The organism is Brucella sp. NBRC 113783 (genome assembly GCF_040372265.1).
Taxonomy (GTDB): Bacteria; Pseudomonadota; Alphaproteobacteria; order Rhizobiales; family Rhizobiaceae; genus Brucella; species Brucella teleogrylli.
This window is the reverse complement of record NZ_BAABRX010000001.1, coordinates 317,737-341,280: the sequence shown is the minus strand read 5'-3', so window position 1 is coordinate 341,280 and position 23,544 is coordinate 317,737. Positions and strand designations below refer to the sequence as shown.

Genomic DNA, 23,544 nt, shown 5'->3' with positions numbered 1-23,544 from the left:
ATGTCAAATTCAAAACTCCACTAGATACAGAATTGATAAGTGGTCCTTTGATTCCGACATTTGCTCGGAGCTAAAGGCAATTGAAGGCAAATGTCGGAATCGGACCACTTGGGGAGGAGTGAGGCAATGACCACGAACAACGACAAAGGCAATATTCTTCTGGCGATCACCGATTGGGATCCGGAAATCTGGCTGAAGACATTCAAGGACAATGCGCCGGATCGCCCCGTGGTGACCGAGCGCGCCGAGGCCGATCCTTCCGTCAAATACGCGCTCGTATGGAAGCAGAAGCCCGGCTCGCTCGCCAATCTGCCCAATCTGAAAGTCATCTTCTCGCTTGGCGCTGGCGTGGACCATGTGTTCCGCGATGACCGCATTCCCGATGTGCCGCTGGTGCGCATCATCTCCGACGATCTGACCATGCGCATGACCGAATATGTGGTCTGGCAGGTGCTGGATCATCACCGTCTGGGCTCGCGCTATCGCAAGCAGCAGCAGAACCATGTCTGGCACGAAGATCGCCGCCAGCCTGCCGCCCATGAGGTGACGGTTGGCATTATGGGGCTTGGCGTGCTGGGTCGCGATGCGGCTGAAAAGCTGACCGCGCTCGGTTTTAACGTGACCGGATGGAGCCGCCGCCCTCAGGAAATCAAGGGCGTCAAAACCTATCACGGTCGCGACGGCTTTGGCGCTTTCCTCAAGACCGCCGATATTTTCGTCTGCTTGCTGCCGCTGACGCCGGACACCAAGGGCATCCTGTCCATGTCGATGTTCGCGCAGTTGAAAAGCGACGGACCGTTCGGCGCGCCGGTATTGATCAATGCCGGACGCGGCGGCTTGCAGAACGAGGCTGATATTCTGGCCGCGCTCGACCGTGGGCTGCTTTCGGCAGCAACGCTCGATGTGTTCAATCAGGAACCGCTGCCGGCCACCAGCGCGCTCTGGGATCATCCGCGCGTGACGATCACCCCGCACGCCGCCGCAAGCTCGTCAGCGACCGCGCTGGTGCCGCAGATCATCCGGCAGATCGAAGCTTTCGAGCGCAATGGCACGCTGGAGCATATCGTCGACCGCAACACGCAGTATTGATGTTGATATTCGGCTTGATCGGCAGCTACCGGCTGCCGGTCATCTCACCGCCTATCCCTGCACGATTTCCTTGCGCATGGTGATGGAGGTCGTGCGCGTATAGCCGGGATGCGCCGTTTCCGCGATCTTGCAATAACCGAGCTTTTCAAACACTGCCCGGTTGCGCGTCAGTTCGATACGCACCTGCAATTCAATCGCCGGCTTGCCCGTCGCGATAGTTTCGGCCTCCACACAATGCATAAGGGCGCGCGCGATCCCTTGCCCCTCGAAAGCAGGCGCAACGGCCAGCTTGCCGAGATAAAAGCTGTCGCTTCCTTCTTTGATGAAAACGCAGCCTACCAGTTCTTCGCCGATCAGGGCGACAAAGCCGATTTCATCGCTGGCCTTTTGTTTCAGCCCTTCCGCGGTCAGAAGATGCGCGGAAGACGGCGGATCGATCACGCCGTCCATATAGGCAAAGCTGTCGCGGATGAGTTTCAGAAGCTCGTCCCAGCGGGCGAAATCCTGAGTGATGGGTACGATACGGGGCGTGGTCATTTGGGCGTGCGCGCCTTGTAGCGAATGGTCTCGAAGCGGACATTCAGCGCATTATAGAGCAACAGGCGACCGACCAGCGGCTCGCCGATGCCGATGACGAGCTTGATGACCTCCATCGCCTGCAAGCTGCCGATCACGCCCGGCAACACGCCCAGCACGCCCGCTTCCGCGCAGGTTGGGACGGTTCCCGGCGGCGGTGCTTCCGGGAAGAGATCGCGATAGGAGGGATGTGGCGCGCCATCTGGCCCCGTCAGATAGGGCATCAGGACCGTCACGGTTCCATCGAAACGGCCCATCGCGCCTGTCACCAGCGGGCGCCCGACCTTGGCTGCCGTATCCGCCAGCACATAGCGTGTCGTGAAATTATCGGAACCGTCGACGATCACATCGTAAGCGGCAATGAGCGCTTCGGCATTGTCCGCACTGAGACGCAGGGCGTGGCCTTCGACCGCCACATGCGGATTGATGCGCGTAATGGCGCTTCGCGCGCTCTCGACCTTTTGCTGCCCGACGCTTTCCGTGTCGTGGATGACCTGACGCTGCAGGTTGGACAGCGAAACCGTGTCGTCATCGACGATGCCAAGCGTTCCTATGCCCGCTGCCGCCAGATATTGCAGCACGGGCGCGCCGAGACCGCCAGCGCCGACGACCAGCACGCGGGCCGCCTTCAGCTTCTGCTGGCCGGGACCGCCGACTTCCGGCAGCACGATATGGCGCGCATAGCGTTCAAGCTCTTCGGACGAAAATGGTCTGGATGGTGCATTCATGATGGTCACAACATAAGCCGCCGCGACGATGCTGTCAGCGGATATTTTAGCTCTTGGTGAGGACGCCGCCTGCGACACTGAAAAACTGCGCATCGCCGCCAAGCGTATCGAACAGCGCCCTGTCGGTTCCGGTCATGAAGGCCTGTCCGCCGAGATCATCGAGAATGCCGAACAAGGCGGCACGACGACCTGAATCGAGATGCGCGGCGATTTCGTCCAGAAGGAGAATCGGGGCCATGCCGGATAATTCGCCGGTCAGGCGCGCATGGGCGAGGATAAGACCGATCAGCAATGCCTTCTGCTCCCCGGTCGAACAAAGGGCGGCAGGCATCGCCTTCGGCCGATGCTGCACGATGAGGTCGGTGCGGTGCGGCCCGTCCAGCGTGCGGCCAGCCGCTCGATCCCGGCTGCGCCCGTCACGCAAGTTGCGGCGGAAATCCTCTTCCAGATCGAGCGCCGCCTCAACGCCGATCCGCTGTTCCAGCGAACCTTCCAGAAAGCAATCCGCCTTCGGGAAAGGACCTTCTGCCGGCAACCGTTCGATCATGGCTGCAATCAGCCGCATGGCTTCCGCCCGCGCTGCGGCAATGGCGGTGCCAAGCTCCGCCATCTGACTTTCAATGGCGTCGAGCCACTGGTCGTCATTATTGCCTTCGCTCAAAAGCCGGTTACGGCTGCGCATGGCCTTCTCATAATCGAGCACACGCTTGCCGTGCCCGGTATCGATGGCGAGCACCATGCGGTCGAGAAAGCGCCGCCGGTCCGACGCGCCACCGGTGAAAAGCCCGTCCATGGAAGGAACGACCCAAAGAATGCGGGCATAATCGAGCAGCTCGTCGCCAGAGGCCGCAACGCCGTTGATGCGAACCTTGCGCCCGCCTTCTCCGCCGCCTGCAGTTCCAGTGCCGATTTCTGCTTCGCCGTAAATCATGCAGTCGAGCGTTGCGTGGATGGCAAAGCCGTCATGCGCGACAGTTCGCGCCACATCGTCATAGGAGGCCCGGCGAAGGCCGCGCCCCGGCGACAGAAAGGAAAGTGCTTCGATGAGATTGGTCTTGCCCGAACCGTTCTCGCCCGTCAGCACCACATGGCCGGGACCAAGCGGCAGCGAGAGTTCCGCATAATTGCGGAAATCAGTCAATTTAAGCCGCCGGACCGAAACCCGGTCAGGGCGGCTCGTTATATCGTCTTTTATATCCACAATTGGGTTCTTTAAGAGACCTCTTCCAGCGAGATGCCGTGGCTGTCGAGATTTTGGTTATGGTGAGCCGAAAATGGCGGGATTTGAGAACCGGAGCGGAGTGTACTTCACCGCATAATCCCGAAAAGTTGCTGACTTGTCGGGATTATGCGTCGAAAAATGCCACGTGAGCACCGGAAGCGAAATATCACGCCATTTGCAGGCCGCCAGAGCCTGAAGATCGATAGCTCTTAGACGCGCATCGGCATCAGGACATACAGCACATCTTCGTCGCCGGTGTCGCGCACCAGTGTAGGCGAACCGGCATCAGCCAGCATGAAGACAGCATCCGAGCCGGAAAGCTGGCTGGTGATGTCCAGCAGATATTTGGAGTTGAAGCCGATATCCAGTGGATCGGAATCATAATCCGCTGCCAGCTCATCCGTAGCGCTGCCCGAATCGGGATTATTGACCGTCAGCGTCAACTGGCCATCGGCGATGGAAAGCTTGACCGCACGGCCACGCTCGCTCGAAATGGTCGAAACGCGGTCCACCGAAGCGGCGAATTCCTGGCGTCCGATGGTGAGCTTCTTGTCATTGCCGGAAGGAATGACGCGCTGGTAATCCGGGAAGGTGCCGTCGATGAGCTTGGAAGTAAGCACCACCGAGCCGACCGTGAAGCGGATCTTGGCATCCGACAGTTCCACTGTCGCCACCACATCCGGAGCGTCAACCAGCTTTTGCAGTTCGGCAACCGTCTTGCGCGGGATGATAATGCCCGGCATGCCTTCCGTGCCCGATGGCGCTTCCAGTTCGGCACGCGCCAAACGGTGACCGTCGGTCGCCACGGCGCGCAGCTTCAGAGCGCCGTCGCTTTCAATGGCATGGAAGTAGATGCCGTTCAGATAATAGCGGGTTTCTTCCGTCGAGATCGCAAACTGGGTGCGGTCGATAAGGCGCTTCAGCGCCTGCGCTTCGATGCGGAAGGAATGGGTGAAAGACCCGGCTGTCAGTTCCGGGAAATCCGACTGCGGCAGGCACTGGAGACGGAAGGACGACTTGCCGGAAATGACCGACATGGAACCGCCATCCGGATTAGTCGACAGCATGACTTCCGCGCCATCGGGAAGCTTGCGCACAATGTCGTAGAGAAGGTGTGCCGGAACGGTCGTCGCACCCGCCTGCTCGACCATGGCGGCGGTTGCTTCATTCACTTCGAGGTCGAGATCGGTCGCCTTGAGGGCAAGGCTTGCGCCTTCGGCCTGCAAAAGCACGTTCGACAGAATCGGAATCGTGTTGCGACGCTCCACGACGCGGTGGACGTGGTTGAGAGATTTGAGAAGGTTCGATCGCTCTAGGGTAACACGCATGTTCAAACGCACTCGCTCGCTGGGACCAGGGCGCTTGCATCTGACGGGCAGCGGCCCTCGTCGGTACGGCGCCAGAGGCGCCAGAAAGGTCCGTTAAAGTGGCAGATTTTTAAGGAGAAAAGCAAGCCCGCGCCGTGCCGTAATGCGACAGGGCCCGGGCTTTTTGTTGATAACCGCGGTTGATAGCGGGGAAGCTCTCCAACACGACCGTTGCATTCTTCGTGAGGCCGGGCTGCAACGAGCAATTTCCTGCGCTCCGGTGCTCACGTACCTTTAAGTACGCTCCGCTCCGTTGCTCGAAAATCACCCGTTTCGCCATGGCCTGACGAATTTGCAACTGTCGTGTTAATCAAGCCGCCTGATCGTTGATGAGGCGCTTCAGAAGCTCCAGTTCCTGTGCCAGCTTGGTGTCGGCACCCACCAGATCTTCGATCTTGCGCACAGCGTGCAGCACGGTGGTGTGATCGCGTCCGCCAAAGCGGCGGCCAATTTCCGGCAGCGAGCGCGGCGTCATCATCTTGGCGAGATACATCGCCACCTGACGCGGCTTCACGATGGTGCGGGTACGACGATTCGAGAGCAGATCCTGCTTCGAAACATTGTAATGGCGCGCCACGATGCGCTGGATCTCCTCGATGCGGATGCGCTTCGGTTCACCTGCGCGGGTCAAGTGACCCAGCAGCTCATCCACGCGGTCGATCGACAGATTAGGCTCGAAAGACTGGCGGAACAGAAGCTGGTTGAAAGCACCTTCCAGCTCGCGACCCGATCCGGTGACGGTGCGGGCAACATGCGAGAGAATCTCGTCGCCAATGTTGAGGCTCGGATCTTCGACCTGTGCCGTGTTCAGACGACGGCGCAGCATTTCAACGCGCATGTCGTAATCCGGTGCGGCCACTTCAAGCGCGACGCCGCCCTGCAGACGCGAACGGACGCGAACGTCGAGCGATTCCAGTTCCGACGGTGCACGATCAGCGGCAACCACGACCTGCTTGGCGCTGTCGAGCAGCGTGTTCAGGAGATGGCAGAACTCGTGCTGAATGGACTTGCCCTGCAGGAACTGCATGTCGTCGATGACCAGAAGGTCGATGTCGCGCAGCTGCTCCTTGAAGGAAAGCGCATTGTTGTCACGGATCGCGGTCGCAAAGCGCCACATGAAATATTCAGCTGTCAGATAAACGACGCGGGCCTTTTCCTGACGCTGCAACGCTGCCGCTGCAATGGCCTGGAGAAGATGCGTCTTGCCGAGACCGACCGAGGCATGGATGAAAAGCGGGTTGAAGCGCACGGCGCTGGAACCGGCTTCCGCAATGGTGCGGGCGGCAGCAAGCGCCACGCGATTCGATGCGCCATCGACGAAGCTGTCGAAGGTGTAGCGCGGATCAAGCGGCGAACCGAGAATCGAGCCCGAAGCGGCAGCCGATTCTGCGACCACGGCGGAGCCGCGCTTGTCGCCGATATGCTGACCGGCAAAGGACTGGCCGACCGGGAACATCATCTTTTCGCGCGGCGCCACGACCGGCTTGGTTTCAGCCGATTCTGCCGTTTCTGCGGGAGCGGCGCTGCGAACCACACGGTTCATGCCGCGCACCACGACTTCGACCTTCAGGATCTGCGCGTTTTCTTCCTGCCAGAGTTCGGTCAGGAGTTCGGAATAATGATTGTTGATCCAGGAGCGCAGAAAAGCGGTCGGAACCGACAGACGCACAATGCTCTTGGAAATATCGTCAAGTTTCAACCGGCCAAACCAGCTCGAATAGATTTCGCTGCCCACGCGGGCTTTCAGCTTTGCCGTCAGGCGCTCGAAAGCCTCTTCGCTAACCGCAGCGTCCACGTTCGTCAGGCTCTTGTCATTGCCGGTAGCAGAAGATCCATGGATACGGTTCGCATGTGCATCATCACCCATCGTTGCCGTCGCCTTGCCGCTCGTCATTGCCATCGCTCGCCTGCCTTCACATTCGTACGCGCCATTTTCCGGCGCTTGTCATTTTTTCCAGCTCGTCGTTCCGGATCTGTCGTCCTTCAACGTCGGCGGTACTCATTCATACACTCAGACCCGCAAACATCCGGGCCAAACACAAACTCAATCGAACCCAACAGGTCCCAAACCGAAATACTCCTTTCCGGTTACCCGCGCACGACTCATACAACTGTTCACCGAAGGCTGATTGCCCGGAACCCCTTCCACGACAACCACTCAATTGCCCGCCATCTGTCCAAAACGACTTTCCGGTTAATGGCCAGTTAATGGCCCGGTCATTGAATGATAAGCAATCGCCTGAAAGAAAGAGGACCTTGGAGACCAGAAAATAGCGCCCGCGGATTGAACATCCACGCTGACATTCGACAGCAATAAGCGCTAACTCCGGGCCGGTGGCCCACCCCTCTTGATGAGCTGACTTTAGCGAAGGGCCGGCGCAAAGAGCAAGCCTGAGATTGCCAGTTTTTTTCATAAAACCCCTTGCATAGGGCCGTGCGACAGACAGGGAATCGGACGCCAGCGAATTAACACCTTTGGATTCAAGGCATTTTCCACATGGTCAAATTAGATGGTCCTGATCTGTTCCGCCTGAAAAATAAATTTTAAAATTCTGCTTGACTCAAACGGCCTTCCGAGTCCCGCCAACCCCCTGTGGATAACTCCGTTGGAATCTCCGCAAATGATTGAAATTACAATTGAAAATTACCCAATCATTGCTTTTGGAAACCTCGGAAACTGGCCTTTTCACATTGAAAAAACTGCGAAAAAATGGCGACCTCTCCTTGCGCAGTCTTTTGGCAGAAACCTGAAAAAAAGAAAACCCGGCTAACAATGAGCCGGGTTTCGAAATTTACATATAAAAATAGGCGGCAATTAGGCGTTGAGTGCCTTCACGCGCTTGGCAAGACGAGACACCTTGCGAGCAGCAGTGTTCTTGTGCACGACGCCCTTGGAGGCTGCGCGCATCAGTTCAGGCTCAGCAGCCTTGAATGCGACTTCCGCAGCCTGCTTGTCGCCGCTCAGCAGAGCGTCTTCCAGCCTGCGGATGAAAGTGCGAACGCGCGAGCGGCGCGACTTGTTGATTTCGGTGCGGGCAGCGATCTTGCGCACTGCCTTCTTGGCCGAAGGAGTATTGGCCATAAATGCCTCTCTTTTTCTGTCAGCTAGCCAGGGGCTTAAACCGCCGGGCACAAAACCTCTAGGGCAGCCGAAATCCCTAGAAATCCCGGGAAGGCCGCCGATCCGTGGGCGGGCTTATAGATCAGCTTTGCCCTCACGTCAACGAGGATTCTGCCTCAACCGCCAATCAAAAAGCCGGATTTGCGCCTGCGCGCGGGCTTTTCGGCCCTTACAAGGGGCCATCATACCGCATCGGGCAACGGTAATGGCTGCCCGATGTGCTGTCAGTCTTATCGATTCTTGAAGCTTGGCGTGCGCTTGTCGATGAAAGCGGCCATGCCTTCCTTCTGGTCTTCCGTCGCAAAAAGCGAATGGAACAGGCGGCGCTCATAGCGCAGTCCTTCGTTCAAGGTCAATTCGTAGCTGCGATTGACGGCTTCCTTGGCCATCAGCACGGACGGACGCGAGAAGGAGGCGATGCGCTCGGCTGCCTTCAGCGCTTCTTCCAGCAAGACTTCCGGCTCGACGACCCGCGAAACGAGACCCGAACGCTCGGCTTCCGCTGCATCCATCATGCGGCCCGTCAGGCACATATCCATGGCCTTGGACTTGCCGACAAAACGGGTCAGGCGCTGCGAGCCGCCCATGCCAGGAATTACGCCCAGCGTAATTTCCGGCTGGCCGAACTTGGCATTGCTGCCCGCGATGATGAAGTCGCACATCATGGCCAGCTCGCACCCGCCACCCAGCGCATAGCCGGAAACGGCGGCGATGATCGGCTTGCGCACGCGGTCCACCTTCTGCCAGTCGGCGAACATATCCTGCAGATAGGCATCGACGAAATCGATCGACTGCATTTCCTTGATGTCGGCACCCGCCGCGAAGGCTTTTTCGGAACCGGTCAACACCACGGCGCCAATCTTGTCATCGGCGTCGAAAGCCGAGAGCGCATCCGTCAAATCATCGAGCACTCCCCGATTGAGCGCATTGAGCGCTTGCGGGCGATTGAGGCGGATAAGCCCGACATTGCCGCGCGTCTCGACGATGATCGTTTCATAAGCCATGGAATTCTGCTCCTCCTTCATCAGGCATCGCCGTCCGGTTCAGGCCCCTATAAGGCCGATACCATGACAGCTTCAATTTCCGGGCGGCAAGGTGAACCGGCCATCCCCGTTTGGCAAGGTCTTATGTCTGGCACGAGGCACAGAAAAAAGTCGAACGTCCCGCCTGAACCGCACGCTCGACCACGCCATTGCAGGCGGGATTGCGACACGGCTCCCCTTCCCGCCCATAGACCGAGAAGGAATGCTGGAAATAGCCGAGTGCGCCATCGGCCTGAATATAATCCTTCAGGCTCGATCCGCCCGCAGCAATCGCCTCCGCAATCACTGTGCGGATATCGCTCGCCAGACGCTCCATAAGTGCTGCATCGTCCGCCACGGCCCCGGCTGCCCGCATGGGCGACAGGCCGGAACGCCACAGCGCCTCGCAGACATAGATATTGCCGAGACCGGCGATCAGCCGCTGATCGAGCAGCGCTGCCTTGAGCGGCGTGCGCCGTCCCTGGAACAACTCCGCCAGTACCGCCCCCGACAGAAGATTGCCGGTCGGTTCGATCCCGAGGCCGCTCAGAAACGGATGCGTATCGAGCGCGCCTTTTTCCGCAAACAGCATGAAGCCGAAACGGCGCGGATCATTATAGATGATGCGCGCGCCCGAACCGCCCGACCGCAACAGGTGAAACACCACATGGTCATGGGCGCTGTTCTTCGAACGCTCATGATGGAAGGCACCGGGCGTATCGGCATCGTCGTCGGCCTCGATGCGAAACGAGCCGGACATGCCAAGATGGCTGATGACGGACAGGCCGTCATCGAGGTGAAGCGTGAGATATTTCGCACGGCGACCGAGCGCCTCGATACGATGACCGGTCAGACGCTCGACAAAATGCTCCGGGAATGGAAAGCGGAGATCGGGTCTGTTCTGATCGACCTTTTCGATGGTTGCGCCTTCCATGAAGGGTTGCAAGCCGCGGCGAACGGTTTCTACCTCGGGCAATTCTGGCATGAAAACAAATCCTGAAGGGGGCGGTTTGGCCTTTCCTTCTATATGTTGGGTTTTATCCGCATTGCCAAGCACTACAGTTGCATTCTTCGTGATGCCGGTCTGCAACGAGCAATTTCCTGCGCTCCGGTGCTCACGTACCCTTAAGTACGCTCCGCTCCGGTGCTCGAAAATCACTCGTTTCGCCGCGGCCTGACGAATTTGCAACTGTAGTGCAAGGGGTAGAGCCAAGACACGGGTTCAGCAACCGCTGCAGGGAATGGTGTTGGTATAGCGCGGCGCGAGGTAATAGGTCTCGCTCATCGGTATGCTGGTCGATATCCAGGAGTTCAGCGGCCTGTAGTCCAGTTCGACGTCGACCTTGATGAAATAGGCATCGCTTGCGACCAGCGCCTCGGGAAGATCGGTCTTGCTGCCAGCCAGCGCCGCGAAATTTGCGACATTGGCGCGCGACCAGTCAACAGTCACGGAATAGGTGCTGGACGACTGCGCCTTGGTGACCTTGATGGCTGTCACCCTGATCTTCGGGCTTGTCCGGCGATAGGGCAAAAGCGACGTGCTGCCGATGGCGAACATATCGTCGATATCCGTGGCTTTGACGGATATCTGGCGCGTGACCAGATCGGCAAGGCCACTCGCGGACCGCGACACCTTCTTGTTGACGTCGAGACCATCGGCCAAATCGGTGGAGCCCAGATAAATCAGGAGCAGAACCGGGACGATCAGCGCGAATTCAACCGCGCCGACCGCGCGCTTGTCGCGGAAAAATCTTTTCAACAACCGGGATAATGCTGTTCGCATGGCGATATAGGTCCAGTCCGGGCCACAACCCGATATTCGTCGTCAGTTTGGAAACGGCTCGTTTTGCCATGTCAGCGTGGAGAATAACGGCATAGTGCCGCTCTCAGCATCGGCGCTATCGGTCATGTAGAGAATGTTGGTCAGAACCGGCCAGCGATAAAGCACATTGAGCTGGTTGATGGTCGAGGTGCCGTTGGTGCCGGTGATGCCGGTGCGCGACAGATAACCTTTGTCCGTCAGAATGTCGCGGTTCGGGACCGAGGCAAAGCCGGAATATGTTCCGAGATTGAATGACAACCCCTCGCAACCGGTTTTCACCATGAACTGGATCTGATCGCAAAGCATGGTCTGGATTCTGGTCTGCGTGAGATCGCTTCCCCGGACCTGCCCGGTCTGGATCTGGCGCGCCACGTTCTGCGTGGCGTTCCACAACACCTGTCGGGCGGTGAAATTCATGCCTGTTTCAATGATCGAAAAGACGATGAGGAGAAACGGGATGATCAGGAGCGTGAATTCAATGGCCGTGACGCCGTCTCGCGCCCGACCGAACAGCCGCAACTGACGGACGGCGGCCTGCAACCGCAGCCGTCCTTCTCCGCGCCTTTGACGGAAATCCATGAATGCCATGCCCCACCCAAACCCGCCGGTTCAAACAATGGCGCATGATTACATCAGGACAACCTGAAAGAGTATTAACGGCGCAGGCCGGATTTTAGAGAGGGGTGTTATTTATCGTCGCCGGTCTTGGTGGACGCCTTTTCGCAATAGGGTGTGCAGGACAGCGTCTGCACCTCTGCCTGGCGATAAACGCGCATGGTGCCGCGCGCATTGCTGGAAACGACGAGTTCCCGGTCGATGATCGGCTCGCCGTTCTTATCCATGACAACGATATTGGTAACGCCAAAATCCTTGCCGGTCAGCACGATGGTCTGGGAATCCTGCACCACTGCATCCGCAATGGCGGGATTGCCGATCACTACCGTGTCGGCGGGTCGGGCCAGACGAAGGATGCGCGCCTGACTGGTTTCCAGCTTGATATATTCTTCCGCCTGCGCAGCCTGAAGCCCTGCTGAAACCAGCATCATTGCGGCCAAAGCAGATGCCTTCCGCAACTTTTCCGAAGAGAAAAACCGATGCGCCACTCTACGACCCCCGTAATATGCCTAGCAAATAATGAAGAGGATTGGTGAAGGAAGCATTAAGCCGTCCGCCACGCCCGCCTAGTGGTCTGATTCCAACATTTGCTCCCTCGGTTCACGCGCTGAGCAAATGTTGGAATCAAAAAGACCACTAGCAACTATATGTATCTAGTGGATTTTTCGAATTTGACGTTTGAAACAGCGTATGTGTCAGCCGGGATTCAAACGTCAAATTCAATCCACTAGCATGCGAGAGCGGCGAGCCAATCGACAGGAAACGCTTCATTAACCCTGATTATTAAGGGCCCAACAATGCGTGTCGATTATCTTTCAGCCATCCGAACAGAGCGACGGCCATGATGGGGCAGCCGTCTTCGGAGAGGTGAAGGAGCGTACAATGCCGACATTGATGACGCGTTTTTTGAAGAACCGGGCCGGTTCCACAGCGATTGAATATGCGCTGATCGGCACGCTGGTTTCGATTGCGATCGTCAGCGGCGTGGCGCTCATGGCCGGCAGCGTCGGCGAAAAATTCGACAGCGTTGCCACGAGCTTTCAGAACGCGACCAACGGCCAATAACACTTATTGAAGGGATCGGGGGATTCGATGGTCATAGCGGCGCTGATGACGGCGATATTCGTGGCGGCGATGGTCACGGCCATGGTCACCGATCTTCTGTCGATGACCATTCGCAACCGGGTTTCGATTGGGCTCGCCGCCGGTTTCATCATCCTTGCACCGTTTTCCGGTCTTGCCCTTGCCGATTACGGCTGGCATCTGCTGGCAGGCGGGCTGATGCTTTGCATCACTTTCCTGCTCTTCTGCCTGCGCACCATGGGCGGCGGCGATGCAAAAATGATTGCAGCAACCACATTGTGGTTCGGCTTCAATCCGGGGCTGGTGGATTATGTCATCAAGTTTTCGCTGATTGGCGGCGCCCTCACGCTTCTCATCATTCTTTACCGCCTGATGCCGCGCCCGGCGCATGCGGATCGCTATGCCTTTTTGGAACGGCTGTCGCACAAGGATGTCGGGATTCCCTACGGTATCGCTTTGGGTGCTGCCGGTTTGTGGAGCTTCCCGCTCTCACCCGTTGGCCAGACCATGCAGTCGATTTTGTTCGCTCCCGCGTAACGGCCAGCACGAAATTGCCCTGCGGAACTTATATTTCTTAATACGAATAAGATTATATTAACCATAATTACACGATTGCCAGTGCAATTTTGGAACACGTCGTTCGGACGTGGGGACTTGCACGGGGCGCATCATGAAATCAGCTCGTCTGCTCATTCTTGGGGTAGCCGTCATCGCTGCTGGCGGTGCGGGCTATATCGCCATGAATCTGGCGGCACCGCCGCCAGCGCCGGTCGTGGTTGCGTCCGAAACCCCACAGATCCAGCTGGAAGAAGTGCTGGTCGCCACGGAAAACCTCGGTGTCGGTGCTGAACTGACCTCGCAAATGCGCTGGCAGTCATGGCCTGCCGAAGCGATATCCGACGGCTATATCACCCGGTCCAGCGAACCAGACGCGATCAATCAGCTCAATGGCGCAACCGTCAGGCTGCAACTTTTCCCCGGCGAACCCATTCGCAAGGTGAAGCTGATCGGCCCCGGACAGAGCTTCCTCTCATCAATCCTGCCGCCCGGCATGCGTGCGGTTGCGACCCAGATCAATGCCGAAAGCTCAGCGGGCGGTTTCATCCTGCCCAATGATTTTGTCGATGTCATCATGACCCGTCGCAAGCCGGACAATGCAACCAGCACCTCCATCGCGCCTTTCACGACCGAAACAGTGCTGCAAAATGTGCGTATTCTCGCCATTGACCAGACCATTCAGGAAGACGAACAGGGCCGCAAGGTCATGGTCGGCCAGACCGCGACACTGGAACTGACGCCCGATCAGGCGGAAATCATCACCGTCGCCCAGCAGATGGCCGACCGGTTGACCCTGTCCCTGCGCTCCATGCACGATGCGGAAGACAAGGACATCAAGCAGGCCGACTATCTGGTTTCCTCGCCGACGCGCAGCGGAACCGTCAAGGTCATCAAGTCCGGCAGCATTACAGAAGTAGGACCGCGCTCATGAAACAGGGAAAACGCGTGCGCCCGTATTTTGCCAAATCCGCCCTCATTGCCGCAAGCCTGGCACTTTGCGCCCAGCCTTTCTTCGAAGCGCCTGCCATGGCAGCGGGTGACGTCGTCAAGGTCGGCGCACAGGGCCGCGCCCAGCGCATCGCGCTTGGTCTCAACAAATCGCTTGTGCTGGACCTGCCGCAGGACGCCTATGACGTTCTCGTCTCCAATCCATCCATCGCGGATGCGGTCACGCGCACATCGCGCCGCATCTATCTGTTCGGCAAGCAGGTCGGGCAGACGAATATCTTTGTCTTCGGCCCGAATGGCGAACAGATCGCCTCGATCGATGTTGAAATCGAGCGCGATGTCAGCAGCCTTTCGACGCAATTGAAACGTCTCGTTCCAGGTTCCGATATCCGGGTTGAACTGATCAACGACAACGTCGTTTTGACCGGCACGGTTCAGACGCCACAGGATTCGGCGCAGGCCGCAAAGCTTGCAAGCCTTTTCGTAACCGGTGGTGAGGCCACGACGGGCCAGTATTCGACGACCGCTTCGGCCCCGACCGATGGCGGCGGAGTAGCAATCGACAATCCCGATGCAGGGCGGCGCACCAGTAAAGTGGTCAATATGCTCACCATCGTTGGGGAAGATCAGGTCACGCTGAAGGTGACGGTGGCCGAAGTCAGCCGCACCGTCATGAAGCAGCTCGGCGTCAATATGACGGGCAGCGGAACCAGCAACGGCATTTCTTATGGCGGCATTTCGGAAAGCCTGCCCGGAGCCATTGGCGATACCCTGTCAAATACTGGCTTCGGTCTCGCAACCAGCAATTTCTCTGCCTATCTGCGCGCGATGGAAACAGCAGGCGTCATGAAGACGCTGGCCGAACCGACGCTGACTGCGATTTCCGGCGAAAAAGCTGCATTCAATGTGGGCGGCGAATATAATGTCATCAACAGCGTCACCTATGACGATGATGGCAAGCGCACCAACCAGCTGGCCAAGATCAACTATGGCATCGGACTGGAGTTCATGCCGGTGGTGCTCGGCCCGGGTCGCATCAGCCTGAAGATCAGAACATCGGTTTCCGAACCCACAACGGAAGGTTCCTCATCGACCAACCAGGCAGACGGCCTCGGCGCGAGCATTCTGTCGCTGCGCAAACGCGTGGCAGACACCACGGTGGAGTTGCCATCCGGGGGCTCGATGATGATCGGCGGCCTTATCCGCGATGAAGTGCGCCAGTCGGTTTCCGGCTTTCCGGGTCTTACCAAGATTCCCGTCCTCGGCGCGCTGTTCCGCAGCAAGGACTTCATCCGCAACGAATCCGAACTGGTCGTCATTGTGACGCCTTATCTCGCTCGCCCGGTGGCGCGGCAGCAGCTTGCGCGCCCCGACGACAATCTTAATCCGGCCAGCGATGGCGCCGGTTACATTCTCGGCAAGGTCAACCGCGTTTACGGGACGATGGAGACCAAGCTGCCGCCCGGCCGTTACAACGGCGTTGTCGGGTATATCTACAAATGAGCGGGGAAACGGGAATGACAATCCGGGGCAAAAAGGTTTCCATCAAGTCGGCGATGCTGGTTCTGTCGGTCGCGCTTCTGGCCGGTTGCGCCAACCGACAGCACGTGACCGTCGGCGCATTGCCTGACGATTACCGCACCAATCATCCCATCACGATTGCCGAGCGCGAGCAGGTGACGGATATTCCGGTCGGCAGCGCCGATAGCCGGCTTAATACCATGCAGCGCGGCATCGTGCAGAAGGCCGTCGCCAACTATCGCTATAACGGATCGGGCATGGTCTATGTGCTGGTTCCAGCTGGTGCAGCCAATCAGGCTGCCGCCTATCGCCTGAGCACGGAAATCTCCGCAGCGCTGCGCAAGGGTGGCATCAAGCAGACCAATATCGCCATTGAAAACTATCCCGTTCCATCACCGGATGCCGCAGCGCCGATCCGCATCAGCTATTATGCGATGACGGCTGGCACGACGCCTTGCGGTCGCTGGCCGGACGATATTGCGACCACGCCGGAAAACAAGCATTACGCCAATTTCGGCTGCTCGATGCAAAACAATCTCGCAGCTCAAGTCGCCAATCCAGCCGATCTTCTGGGGCCGCGCGCTTCCTCTCCAATCGATTCCGACCGCACGACGGAACGCCTCAATGGCGATCAGGGCTACACGAAAATGTCGACTGCGCAGACGGATAATTGGCAAGAACCCCGCAGCGAACAGGCAAATTACTAAGAGGGCGAACCATGACAAATATCGCCTTCGAACCGGACAATGGCAGCGAAATTGCCGAACAGCGCGCGCCGATCATGCTGGAAAATGTGCGGCCGATTCCGCGCATTTCCATCCAGGCCTTTTGTGAAAACGAAAGCGTCGCTATTCCCATCGAACGTGCCGGCAACGACCGGCGCATGGCCAAGACGCATCTCAAAGTCTCCGGCGGCGGCATAGAAGCGGCCATCGAGTTCTACCAGACAGCCTCAACGCCCAATCTGATCATTGTCGAATCGTCGTCGGAACCGAGCATTCTGCTCGACGAGCTCCAGCGCCTGTCGGAGGTCTGCGATCCCGGTTCCAAGGTGCTCGTCATCGGCCACTCCAACGAAGTCTGGCTCTATCGCGAATTGCTGCGCCGCGGCGTATCGGAATATATCGTAGCGCCCGTTTCGCTAGCCGATGTTCTGGCCATCGTCTCATCGATATTTCTCGATCCGGGTGCCGAACCGCTTGGACGTTCCATCGCGGTTATCGGCGCGAAGGGCGGTGTCGGCGCATCGACCATCGCGCACAATGTTGCCTGGTCGATCTCGAACCTGTTCCGGCACGACGTGGTTCTGGCCGATATGGACCTGCCCTTCGGCACGGCCAATATCAATTTCGATCAAGACCCGACGCTCGGTATCGCCGATGCCGTGTTTTCGCCTGAACGGGTGGACGAGGTCTATCTCGACCGCCTTCTGGTGCAATATGGCGAACATCTCTCGATTCTCGCCGCCCCTTCCAGTCTGGAGCGCACCTTCGATTTTCAGGAAGACGCCTTTTCCGAAATAATCGATGTCGCCCAGCGCACCTCGCCGCTGGTGGTTCTCGATCTGGCGCATGGCTGGAACGGCTGGACCCGCACCACATTGATGCGGGCCGATGAAGTGGTGATCGTCGCAGCACCCGATCTCGCCAATCTGCGCAATACGAAGAACCTGCTCGACACGCTGGCGCAATTGCGCCCGAACGATCTGAAGCCGCATCTGGTGCTCAATCAGGTGGGTGTGCCGAAGCGCCCCGAAATTGCACTGTCGGACTTTTCCGAACCGCTCGGCATCGACCCGATTGCTGCCATCGAATTCGAACCGCAGCTTTTCGGCAATGCCGCCAATACCGGGCGCATGATCGCGGAAACCAGCCCCGACAGCCCGGTTTCTGCAACCATCACGCATTTAGCGCACGTGCTGACGGGACGGGCGGATGTCCAGCCGCGCAAGAAGAATGGCATCTCCGGTCTTTTGGGCAAATTTGCACGCAAGACGAAGTAACGGCGGAAAATCATGTTCGGCAAAAGAGGCAACGATTCAGGAAGCAAACAGGATGGCAGCATTGCAAAAGCAATCGCGCCTCAGCCTGTGCAGCGCACGGAGCCTGTTCAGCCGTCCCGCATGCAGGCCGCTGTTCCCACCACGCCTGCCAGACCTGCCCCGCCCACCAGCAGCGGGCGCGAGAAGACCGAAGGCTATTACGACACCAAAGCGCAGGTCTTTTCCGCGCTGATCGACACGATTGATCTGTCGCAGCTTTCGCGCATGGCGCCCGATACGGCGCGCGAGGAAATCCGCGATATCGTCAATGATATCATCGCCATCAAGAATTTCGTGATGTCGATTGCCGAGCAGGAAGAACTGCTCGACGACATATGCAACGATGTTCTGGGCTACGGTCCGCTGGAGCCATTGCTCGCCCGCGACGACATTGCCGATATCATGGTCAATGGTTCGCGCCACACCTATATCGAAGTCGATGGCAGGGTGCAGGAAACGGGTATCCGGTTTCGCGACAACCAGCAGCTTCTCAATATCTGCCAGCGCATCGTCAGCCAGGTCGGCAGGCGCGTCGATGAATCAAGCCCGATCTGCGATGCACGCCTGCCGGACGGGTCGCGCGTCAATGTCATCGCGTCCCCCCTGTCGCTTGACGGCCCGGCGCTCACCATCCGCAAATTCCGCAAGGACAAGCTGACGCTCGACCAGTTGGTGCGTTTCGGCGCGATTTCCAGCGCCGGTGCGGAACTGTTGCAGATCATCAGCCGCGTGCGCTGCAATGTCATCATTTCCGGCGGCACGGGTTCGGGCAAGACCACGCTTTTGAACTGCCTGACCCGCTATATCGATACGCATGAGCGCATCATCACTTGCGAAGATTCCGCCGAACTGCAATTGCAGCAGCCCCATGTCGTGCGCCTTGAAACCCGCCCGCCCAATCTGGAAGGCGAAGGCGAAGTGACCATGCGCGATCTGGTCAAAAACTGCCTGCGTATGCGCCCGGAGCGAATCATCGTCGGCGAAGTGCGCGGACCGGAAGTCTTCGATCTGCTGCAAGCCATGAATACCGGCCATGACGGCTCGATGGGCACCATCCACTCCAACAGCCCGCGCGAATGTCTCAGCCGTATGGAAGCCATGATCGCCATGGGCGGCTATGTGCTGCCGCAGAAGACCGTGCGCGAAATTCTGGTCAACTCCATCGATATCATCATTCAGGCGGCGCGCCTGCGGGACGGTTCGCGTCGCATTACCCATGTGACAGAAGTTGTCGGGCTGGAAGGCGACGTTATCATCACCCAGGATCTAATGCTTTACGACATCAAGGGCGAGGACGCATCCGGACGTATTCTCGGCACGCACAGTTCGACCGGCATTGGTCGTCCGGCCTTCTGGGAACGCGCGCGCTATTACAACGAAGATAGCCGCCTTGCCACTGTTCTCGACAGTATGGAGACGGTTGACTGATGACCGCCTCCCCCGTCAGCATTCTGATCTTCATTGTTCTGGCGGTGGTCGCCTGTGCTGCGCTCGCCTATGTGCTGTTCTATGACAGGCTGGCCAGCAAGGACCCCGCCTCGCGGCGGCTGGAAACCGTGCGCAACTATGCCGAACGCAGTGTCACCCGCAGCGAACGGGACAAAAACACCGATATCCAGAAACGCCGCAAACTGTTGCAAGACAATATCAAGGATCTCGAAGCGCGGCAGAAGCAGCGCGAGAAGAATCAGAAATACCCGCCGCTGCGCATCATGCTGACGCAGGCGGGCCTGAGCATCACGCTGCGCCAGTTCTATATCTATTCCGGCGTCACGGCCTTCACCGGCCTCCTGATCGGCTTTATTTTCGGCCTGCCGCTTCTGCTACTTCCCGGCATTGCCATTGCCTGCTTTTTCGGGCTGCCACGCTGGTTCGTGCTGCAAAAACGCAAGCGCCGCCTGAAGAAGTTTCTGGAAGAATTTCCAAACGCGCTCGACGTCATTGTCCGCGCGACAAGGGCGGGCCTGCCGCTCAACGATGGCTTGCGCCTGATCGCCAGCGAGGCGCTGGAGCCGGTCAAAGGCGAATTCAAGAAAGTCGTTGAAGCCCAGCAGATGGGTCTGTCGATCCCCGAAGCTGTTGGCAAGATGCCCGACAGCATGCCCTGCCCCGAAACCAACTTCTTCGCCATCGTGATCCAGATTCAGTCTCAGGCGGGCGGCAATCTTTCCGAAGCGCTGAACAATCTGTCCAAGGTGCTGCGTGATCGCAAGAAGATGAAAGCCAAGGTCGATGCGCTTTCGATGGAAGCAAAGGCATCAGCCGCCATCATCGGCGCGCTGCCCTTTATCGTCATGGTGCTGGTCTATCTGACCAGTCCGCAATATATGACGCTGCTTTTCACGTCATCAACCGGCCATATGCTGTTAGGCATTGCCGCCGTGCTGATGGCGACCGGCATCTTCATCATGAAGAACATGATCAATTTCGATATGTGAGGCGCAGACCATGTTTTCTCTCCTCATCGAAAAACTAAGCGACCCGCAATTTCTGATCGCCATGCTGATCACGGTTGCGGTTTTCGCCGCCATCGTCACTGTTGTCATGCCGGTCCTCAGCACCAGTGTTTTGAAATCACGCATGAAATCGGTCGCCACCGAGCGCGAGGCCATCCGCTCGCGCGAACGCGCGCGGCTAGCAACGGAAAACGACCGGCGCAACAGCCTGCGTCACCAACAGAAGCAGGGCATTCGCGACTTCGTCGAAAGGCTCGATCTGAAAAAGGCGCTGGCCGACGAAAAGACGATTGCAGCACTCAGAACCGCCGGTTTTCGCGGGCAAAACCCGCTCAACATCTTCCTGTTTCTGCGCTTCGTGCTGCCTTTCGGCGCGATGACGCTGGCAGCCTTTTACGTCTTCGTGCTTGGCAATCTGCCGGAGCACTCATTCTTCGTCCGGATTTTCGTCTGTATTCTGGCCGGTTATGCCGGGTTCTATGCGCCGAACCTCTATGTTTCCAACAAGGCGGCCAAGCGCAAGCAGTCGATCCGCCGGGCCTGGCCGGATGCGCTCGACCTGATGCTGATCTGCGTCGAATCGGGCATGTCGGTTGAAGCAGCCTTTCGCAAGGTGGCCGACGAAATCGGCATACAATCGGTGGAACTGGCGGAAGAACTGATGCTCACCAATGCCGAGCTGTCATTCCTGCCCGAGCGCCGTCAGGCCTATGATAATCTCGCCAGCCGTACCGGCGTCGATCAGGTGAAATCGGTTTCGCAGGCGCTTATTCAGGCAGAGCGTTACGGTACGCCGGTGTCGCAGGCGCTCAGAACGCTTTCTCAGGAAAGCCGCGATCTGCGCATGCTGGAAGCGGAAAAGAAAGCGGCAGCCCTGCCGCCGAAACTGACCGTGCCGATGATCGTGTTCTTCCTGCCGGTGCTGTTCATCGTCATTCTTGGCCCGGCCTTCATCCAGATCGCCGCGCAGGGCGGACTGTTCGGTCCGCGCTGATGCATCGCCGGATGTAAGAACGTCAGCCCTTCGGCTTGTCCTTGAGCATGTTCCAGGAGTTCTGCTGCGCCAGCATGGAACGCAGATAATCCGTGTTGGCCTTGGCCTGTTGCGGCGAAAGCTCCTGCGCGGCAATGGTTTCCGCTTCCTGAAAACGCCCCTGCAATCCGACTGAAAGCGCCAGATTCTGACGCACGCGGCTATCCGCGCCAGGCAGAACGGACGCCTGCCGGAAATAGTTTTCCGCCGCCTTGGAATCACCGGCGAGAAGATAGGACATGCCCATATTGGAGAGTACCGACGGTTCGTTCGGCTTGATCTGTAGCGCCTTCTGATACATGGCGCGGGCCTGATCCCGATTGCCCATCTGGTCGAGAATGGCACCTTCGGCGGAGACGAGTTTCCAGTCGGGATAGGCCGGGTTCTGCGCACGGCGAATGGCATCAAGTGCGGTGTCGAACTGGCCCGCACCGGCCAGCGCCTTGCCATAGGCGGCAAGCACCTGCTGATCCTTCGGATAGGTGATGACCAGCGCGCGCATGACGGCCAGAGCCTGATCGTTGCGGCCAAGTCGTATCAGCACGCCTGCATAATTGAGCGCTGTGCCACGGTCCTTGGGGTTGCGCTCATATTGCGCGCCAAGACGGCCCGCCATCGCGGCAAGCTGTGCGTCGTTCATGTGATCGAAAGTGGCTGCGGTTTCGACGCGTCGCACCGAACCTGTCGTAGTGCGGTCCACCGTGTTGCAGCCGGTGAGGACAAGCGCTGAAAGGATAGAAGCCACGCCAAGGCGGAAACCAGCGCCGCCCATTACACCGATGTTGAGCATCCCGCCTCCAATATCGACCGGCGCTACGCCCCGGTCCATCAAGCCCGATTTCTCCTTCATCAATAATCCGTTAACCCTAATGATTGGTTAACAAGCCCTGCATGCACCTGTTTTCAAACGAGGCGAAGCACTCTATCTGTTTTCAAAACTGCCTTGATCGGAAAGAGTGCCATGTCTGTCGAACTCATTGCCCAAAAGTCGGAACAAAGCCGTCCAATCTGGTTTACGAAAAAGGGGCAACTGGAAGAAAACACGCTTCCTGCCCCGGTGATCGCTTGGGCGAAAGCCCATGATTTCGACGGAGAGGCGGGCAAGGTTCTGGTTCTGCCGGGACCGGACGGCGCGATCTCCGGCGCGCTGTTCGGCATTGGCGACGGTGCCAAAGGTGGTCAGTCGCAACTGCTTGCAGGCAAACTCGCACGCAGCCTGCCGGAAGGTGACTGGCATTTCGAAAATGCTGGCGACGAGGCCGGGCTGGCGGCGCTCGCCTTCCTGATGGGCGGCTATCATTTCTCGCGCTACCGCAAGGCAAATGGCAAGACAATCCGTCTTGCTCTGCCAAGCGGTGTTGATGAAGCCGAGACGAAGCGCATCGCCGCAGCGGTTACACTCACGCGTGATCTCATCAACACGCCGACCAACGACATGGGACCGGACGCGCTGGAAAAAGCCGCACGCGAACTGGCCAGCGAACATGGCGCGAAGGTGAGCGTCACGGAAGGCGATGCTCTTCTGGAACAGAATTTCCCGATGATCCATGCGGTCGGACGCGCAGGCGCGATTGCGCCACGTCTGATCGACATCACATGGGGCAAGGAAAGCGATCCGAAAGTCACGCTGGTCGGCAAGGGCGTCTGCTTCGATACGGGCGGTCTCGATATCAAGCCCGCAAGCGGCATGTTGCTCATGAAAAAGGATATGGGCGGCGCTGCCAATGTGCTCGGCCTTGCCGCCATCGTCATGGGCGCAAAACTGGCCGTGCGGTTGCGCGTACTAATCCCGGCGGTCGAGAATTCAATTGCCGGAAATGCGTTCCGTCCGGGCGATGTTCTGCAAAGCCGCAAGGGACTGACCGTCGAAATAGGCAATACGGATGCGGAAGGCAGGCTGGTGCTGGCGGATGCTCTGGCGCTGGCCGACGAGGAAGAACCGGAATTGCTGATTGATATGGCGACCCTGACCGGTGCAGCGCGTGTGGCGCTCGGTCCTGACCTGCCACCGTTCTTCACCCATGACAATGCGCTGGCGGAAGCCATTGCCGCCAAGGCCGAGGAAACCGCCGATCCGCTGTGGCGCATGCCGCTCTGGCAGCCCTATGCGCAAAAACTGTCGTCACGCATTGCCGATATCAACAACGTCACCACTGACGGTTTTGCCGGATCGGTGACGGCAGCCTTGTTCCTCAGCCGCTTTGTCGAAAAAGCAAAGGCGCATGCGCATTTCGATATTTTCGGCTGGGTGCCGGTGGAAAAACCCGCCTCACCGGTCGGCGGTGAAGCGCAGGCGATCCGTGCGCTCTATCTGCTGCTCAAGGAACGCTACGCTTGATGTT

General features: G+C 58.4%; 23 protein-coding genes. 11 read left to right on the top strand and 12 right to left on the bottom strand.

Translation table 11 applies throughout. From position 1 onward, the window contains the following. The first annotated feature begins 126 nt into the window (after window positions 1–126). Window positions 127–1,089 (top strand): 2-hydroxyacid dehydrogenase, encoded by a 963-nt coding sequence (locus ABWW11_RS01620; protein WP_109368058.1) that lies wholly within the window; start codon window positions 127–129, stop codon window positions 1,087–1,089. Window positions 1,090–1,140: 51 nt separating this feature from the next. Here ABWW11_RS01620 and ABWW11_RS01615 read toward each other — a convergent pair whose 3' ends face one another. The 11 genes from ABWW11_RS01615 to ABWW11_RS01565 all read right to left on the bottom strand — a co-directional run bounded on the left by ABWW11_RS01615 (window position 1,141) and on the right by ABWW11_RS01565 (window position 11,993). Beyond that, a complete protein-coding gene (locus ABWW11_RS01615; protein WP_109368057.1) occupies window positions 1,141–1,626 on the bottom strand; it encodes a GNAT family N-acetyltransferase in 486 nt (161 codons plus the stop codon). Beyond that, the gene (locus ABWW11_RS01610) at window positions 1,623–2,393 is read right to left on the bottom strand and encodes a molybdopterin-synthase adenylyltransferase MoeB (RefSeq protein ID WP_109370134.1); all 771 of its coding nucleotides are present in this window, start codon (window positions 2,391–2,393) and stop codon (window positions 1,623–1,625) included. The genes ABWW11_RS01615 and ABWW11_RS01610 overlap by 4 nt, the downstream gene beginning before the upstream one ends. Window positions 2,394–2,439: 46 nt before the next feature. Then, the gene (gene recF, locus ABWW11_RS01605; protein ID WP_124915151.1) at window positions 2,440–3,594 is read right to left on the bottom strand and encodes a DNA replication/repair protein RecF; all 1,155 of its coding nucleotides are present in this window, start codon (window positions 3,592–3,594) and stop codon (window positions 2,440–2,442) included. Window positions 3,595–3,824: 230 nt separating this feature from the next. Next, entirely contained in the window at window positions 3,825–4,943 is a 1,119-nt protein-coding gene (gene dnaN / locus ABWW11_RS01600; RefSeq protein WP_109368055.1) for a DNA polymerase III subunit beta, read from the bottom strand. Window positions 4,944–5,292: 349 nt separating this feature from the next. Continuing rightward, the gene (dnaA, locus tag ABWW11_RS01595; protein ID WP_109368053.1) at window positions 5,293–6,876 is read right to left on the bottom strand and encodes a chromosomal replication initiator protein DnaA; all 1,584 of its coding nucleotides are present in this window, start codon (window positions 6,874–6,876) and stop codon (window positions 5,293–5,295) included. A gap of 921 nt (window positions 6,877–7,797) precedes the next feature. Further along, window positions 7,798–8,064: a 30S ribosomal protein S20 gene (gene rpsT, locus ABWW11_RS01590; protein WP_109370133.1), complete on the bottom strand. Its 267-nt coding sequence runs from the start codon at window positions 8,062–8,064 to the stop codon at window positions 7,798–7,800. A gap of 269 nt (window positions 8,065–8,333) precedes the next feature. Then, entirely contained in the window at window positions 8,334–9,107 is a 774-nt protein-coding gene (locus tag ABWW11_RS01585; protein WP_109370351.1) for an enoyl-CoA hydratase, read from the bottom strand. A gap of 121 nt (window positions 9,108–9,228) precedes the next feature. Then, window positions 9,229–10,110, bottom strand: a complete 882-nt coding sequence (gene mutM, locus ABWW11_RS01580; protein ID WP_109370350.1) for a bifunctional DNA-formamidopyrimidine glycosylase/DNA-(apurinic or apyrimidinic site) lyase — start codon at window positions 10,108–10,110, stop codon at window positions 9,229–9,231. A gap of 237 nt (window positions 10,111–10,347) precedes the next feature. Then, a complete protein-coding gene (locus ABWW11_RS01575; protein ID WP_235858897.1) occupies window positions 10,348–10,884 on the bottom strand; it encodes a TadE/TadG family type IV pilus assembly protein in 537 nt (178 codons plus the stop codon). Between the two features lie 66 nt (window positions 10,885–10,950). After that, on the bottom strand, window positions 10,951–11,535 hold the full coding sequence (locus ABWW11_RS01570; RefSeq protein WP_235858896.1) for a TadE/TadG family type IV pilus assembly protein: 585 nt from the start codon (window positions 11,533–11,535) through the stop codon (window positions 10,951–10,953). Between the two features lie 98 nt (window positions 11,536–11,633). Beyond that, the gene (locus tag ABWW11_RS01565; protein ID WP_109370131.1) at window positions 11,634–11,993 is read right to left on the bottom strand and encodes a pilus assembly protein N-terminal domain-containing protein; all 360 of its coding nucleotides are present in this window, start codon (window positions 11,991–11,993) and stop codon (window positions 11,634–11,636) included. A gap of 370 nt (window positions 11,994–12,363) precedes the next feature. Between ABWW11_RS01565 and ABWW11_RS01560 the strand changes: the two genes are divergently transcribed. The 9 genes from ABWW11_RS01560 (at window position 12,364) to ABWW11_RS01520 (ending at window position 21,163) form a co-directional block, all read left to right on the top strand. Next, window positions 12,364–12,627, top strand: coding sequence for a Flp family type IVb pilin (locus tag ABWW11_RS01560; RefSeq protein ID WP_235858895.1), 264 nt, complete (start codon window positions 12,364–12,366; stop codon window positions 12,625–12,627). Between the two features lie 27 nt (window positions 12,628–12,654). Then, window positions 12,655–13,182, top strand: a complete 528-nt coding sequence (locus ABWW11_RS01555) for an A24 family peptidase (RefSeq protein WP_109370129.1) — start codon at window positions 12,655–12,657, stop codon at window positions 13,180–13,182. A 133-nt stretch (window positions 13,183–13,315) separates the two neighbouring features. Continuing rightward, window positions 13,316–14,134 (top strand): Flp pilus assembly protein CpaB, encoded by an 819-nt coding sequence (gene cpaB / locus ABWW11_RS01550; protein ID WP_109370128.1) that lies wholly within the window; start codon window positions 13,316–13,318, stop codon window positions 14,132–14,134. Beyond that, window positions 14,131–15,654: a type II and III secretion system protein family protein gene (locus ABWW11_RS01545; protein WP_319080587.1), complete on the top strand. Its 1,524-nt coding sequence runs from the start codon at window positions 14,131–14,133 to the stop codon at window positions 15,652–15,654. The genes cpaB and ABWW11_RS01545 overlap by 4 nt, the downstream gene beginning before the upstream one ends. 14 nt (window positions 15,655–15,668) lie before the next feature. Continuing rightward, window positions 15,669–16,379, top strand: coding sequence for a CpaD family pilus assembly protein (locus tag ABWW11_RS01540; protein ID WP_109370126.1), 711 nt, complete (start codon window positions 15,669–15,671; stop codon window positions 16,377–16,379). Between the two features lie 11 nt (window positions 16,380–16,390). Next, complete coding sequence (locus ABWW11_RS01535) at window positions 16,391–17,674, top strand: CpaE/TadZ family protein (RefSeq protein WP_124915148.1); 1,284 nt, start codon at window positions 16,391–16,393, stop codon at window positions 17,672–17,674. A gap of 12 nt (window positions 17,675–17,686) precedes the next feature. Beyond that, window positions 17,687–19,141 (top strand): TadA family conjugal transfer-associated ATPase, encoded by a 1,455-nt coding sequence (locus tag ABWW11_RS01530; protein WP_109370124.1) that lies wholly within the window; start codon window positions 17,687–17,689, stop codon window positions 19,139–19,141. Beyond that, window positions 19,141–20,151 carry a type II secretion system F family protein gene (locus ABWW11_RS01525; RefSeq protein WP_109370123.1) on the top strand — a complete coding sequence of 337 codons (1,011 nt, stop codon included), beginning with the start codon at window positions 19,141–19,143 and terminating at the stop codon, window positions 20,149–20,151. Before ABWW11_RS01530 ends, ABWW11_RS01525 begins: the two co-directional genes overlap by 1 nt. Window positions 20,152–20,161: 10 nt before the next feature. Continuing rightward, window positions 20,162–21,163, top strand: coding sequence for a type II secretion system F family protein (locus ABWW11_RS01520; RefSeq protein WP_109370122.1), 1,002 nt, complete (start codon window positions 20,162–20,164; stop codon window positions 21,161–21,163). Between the two features lie 22 nt (window positions 21,164–21,185). On the opposite strand, the gene ABWW11_RS01515 is transcribed toward ABWW11_RS01520, so the two are convergent. After that, a complete protein-coding gene (locus ABWW11_RS01515) occupies window positions 21,186–21,992 on the bottom strand; it encodes a tetratricopeptide repeat protein (protein WP_109370348.1) in 807 nt (268 codons plus the stop codon). Between the two features lie 171 nt (window positions 21,993–22,163). Between ABWW11_RS01515 and ABWW11_RS01510 the strand changes: the two genes are divergently transcribed. Further along, window positions 22,164–23,540 carry a leucyl aminopeptidase family protein gene (locus ABWW11_RS01510; protein ID WP_109370121.1) on the top strand — a complete coding sequence of 459 codons (1,377 nt, stop codon included), beginning with the start codon at window positions 22,164–22,166 and terminating at the stop codon, window positions 23,538–23,540. The last annotated feature ends 4 nt before the right edge of the window (window positions 23,541–23,544 follow it).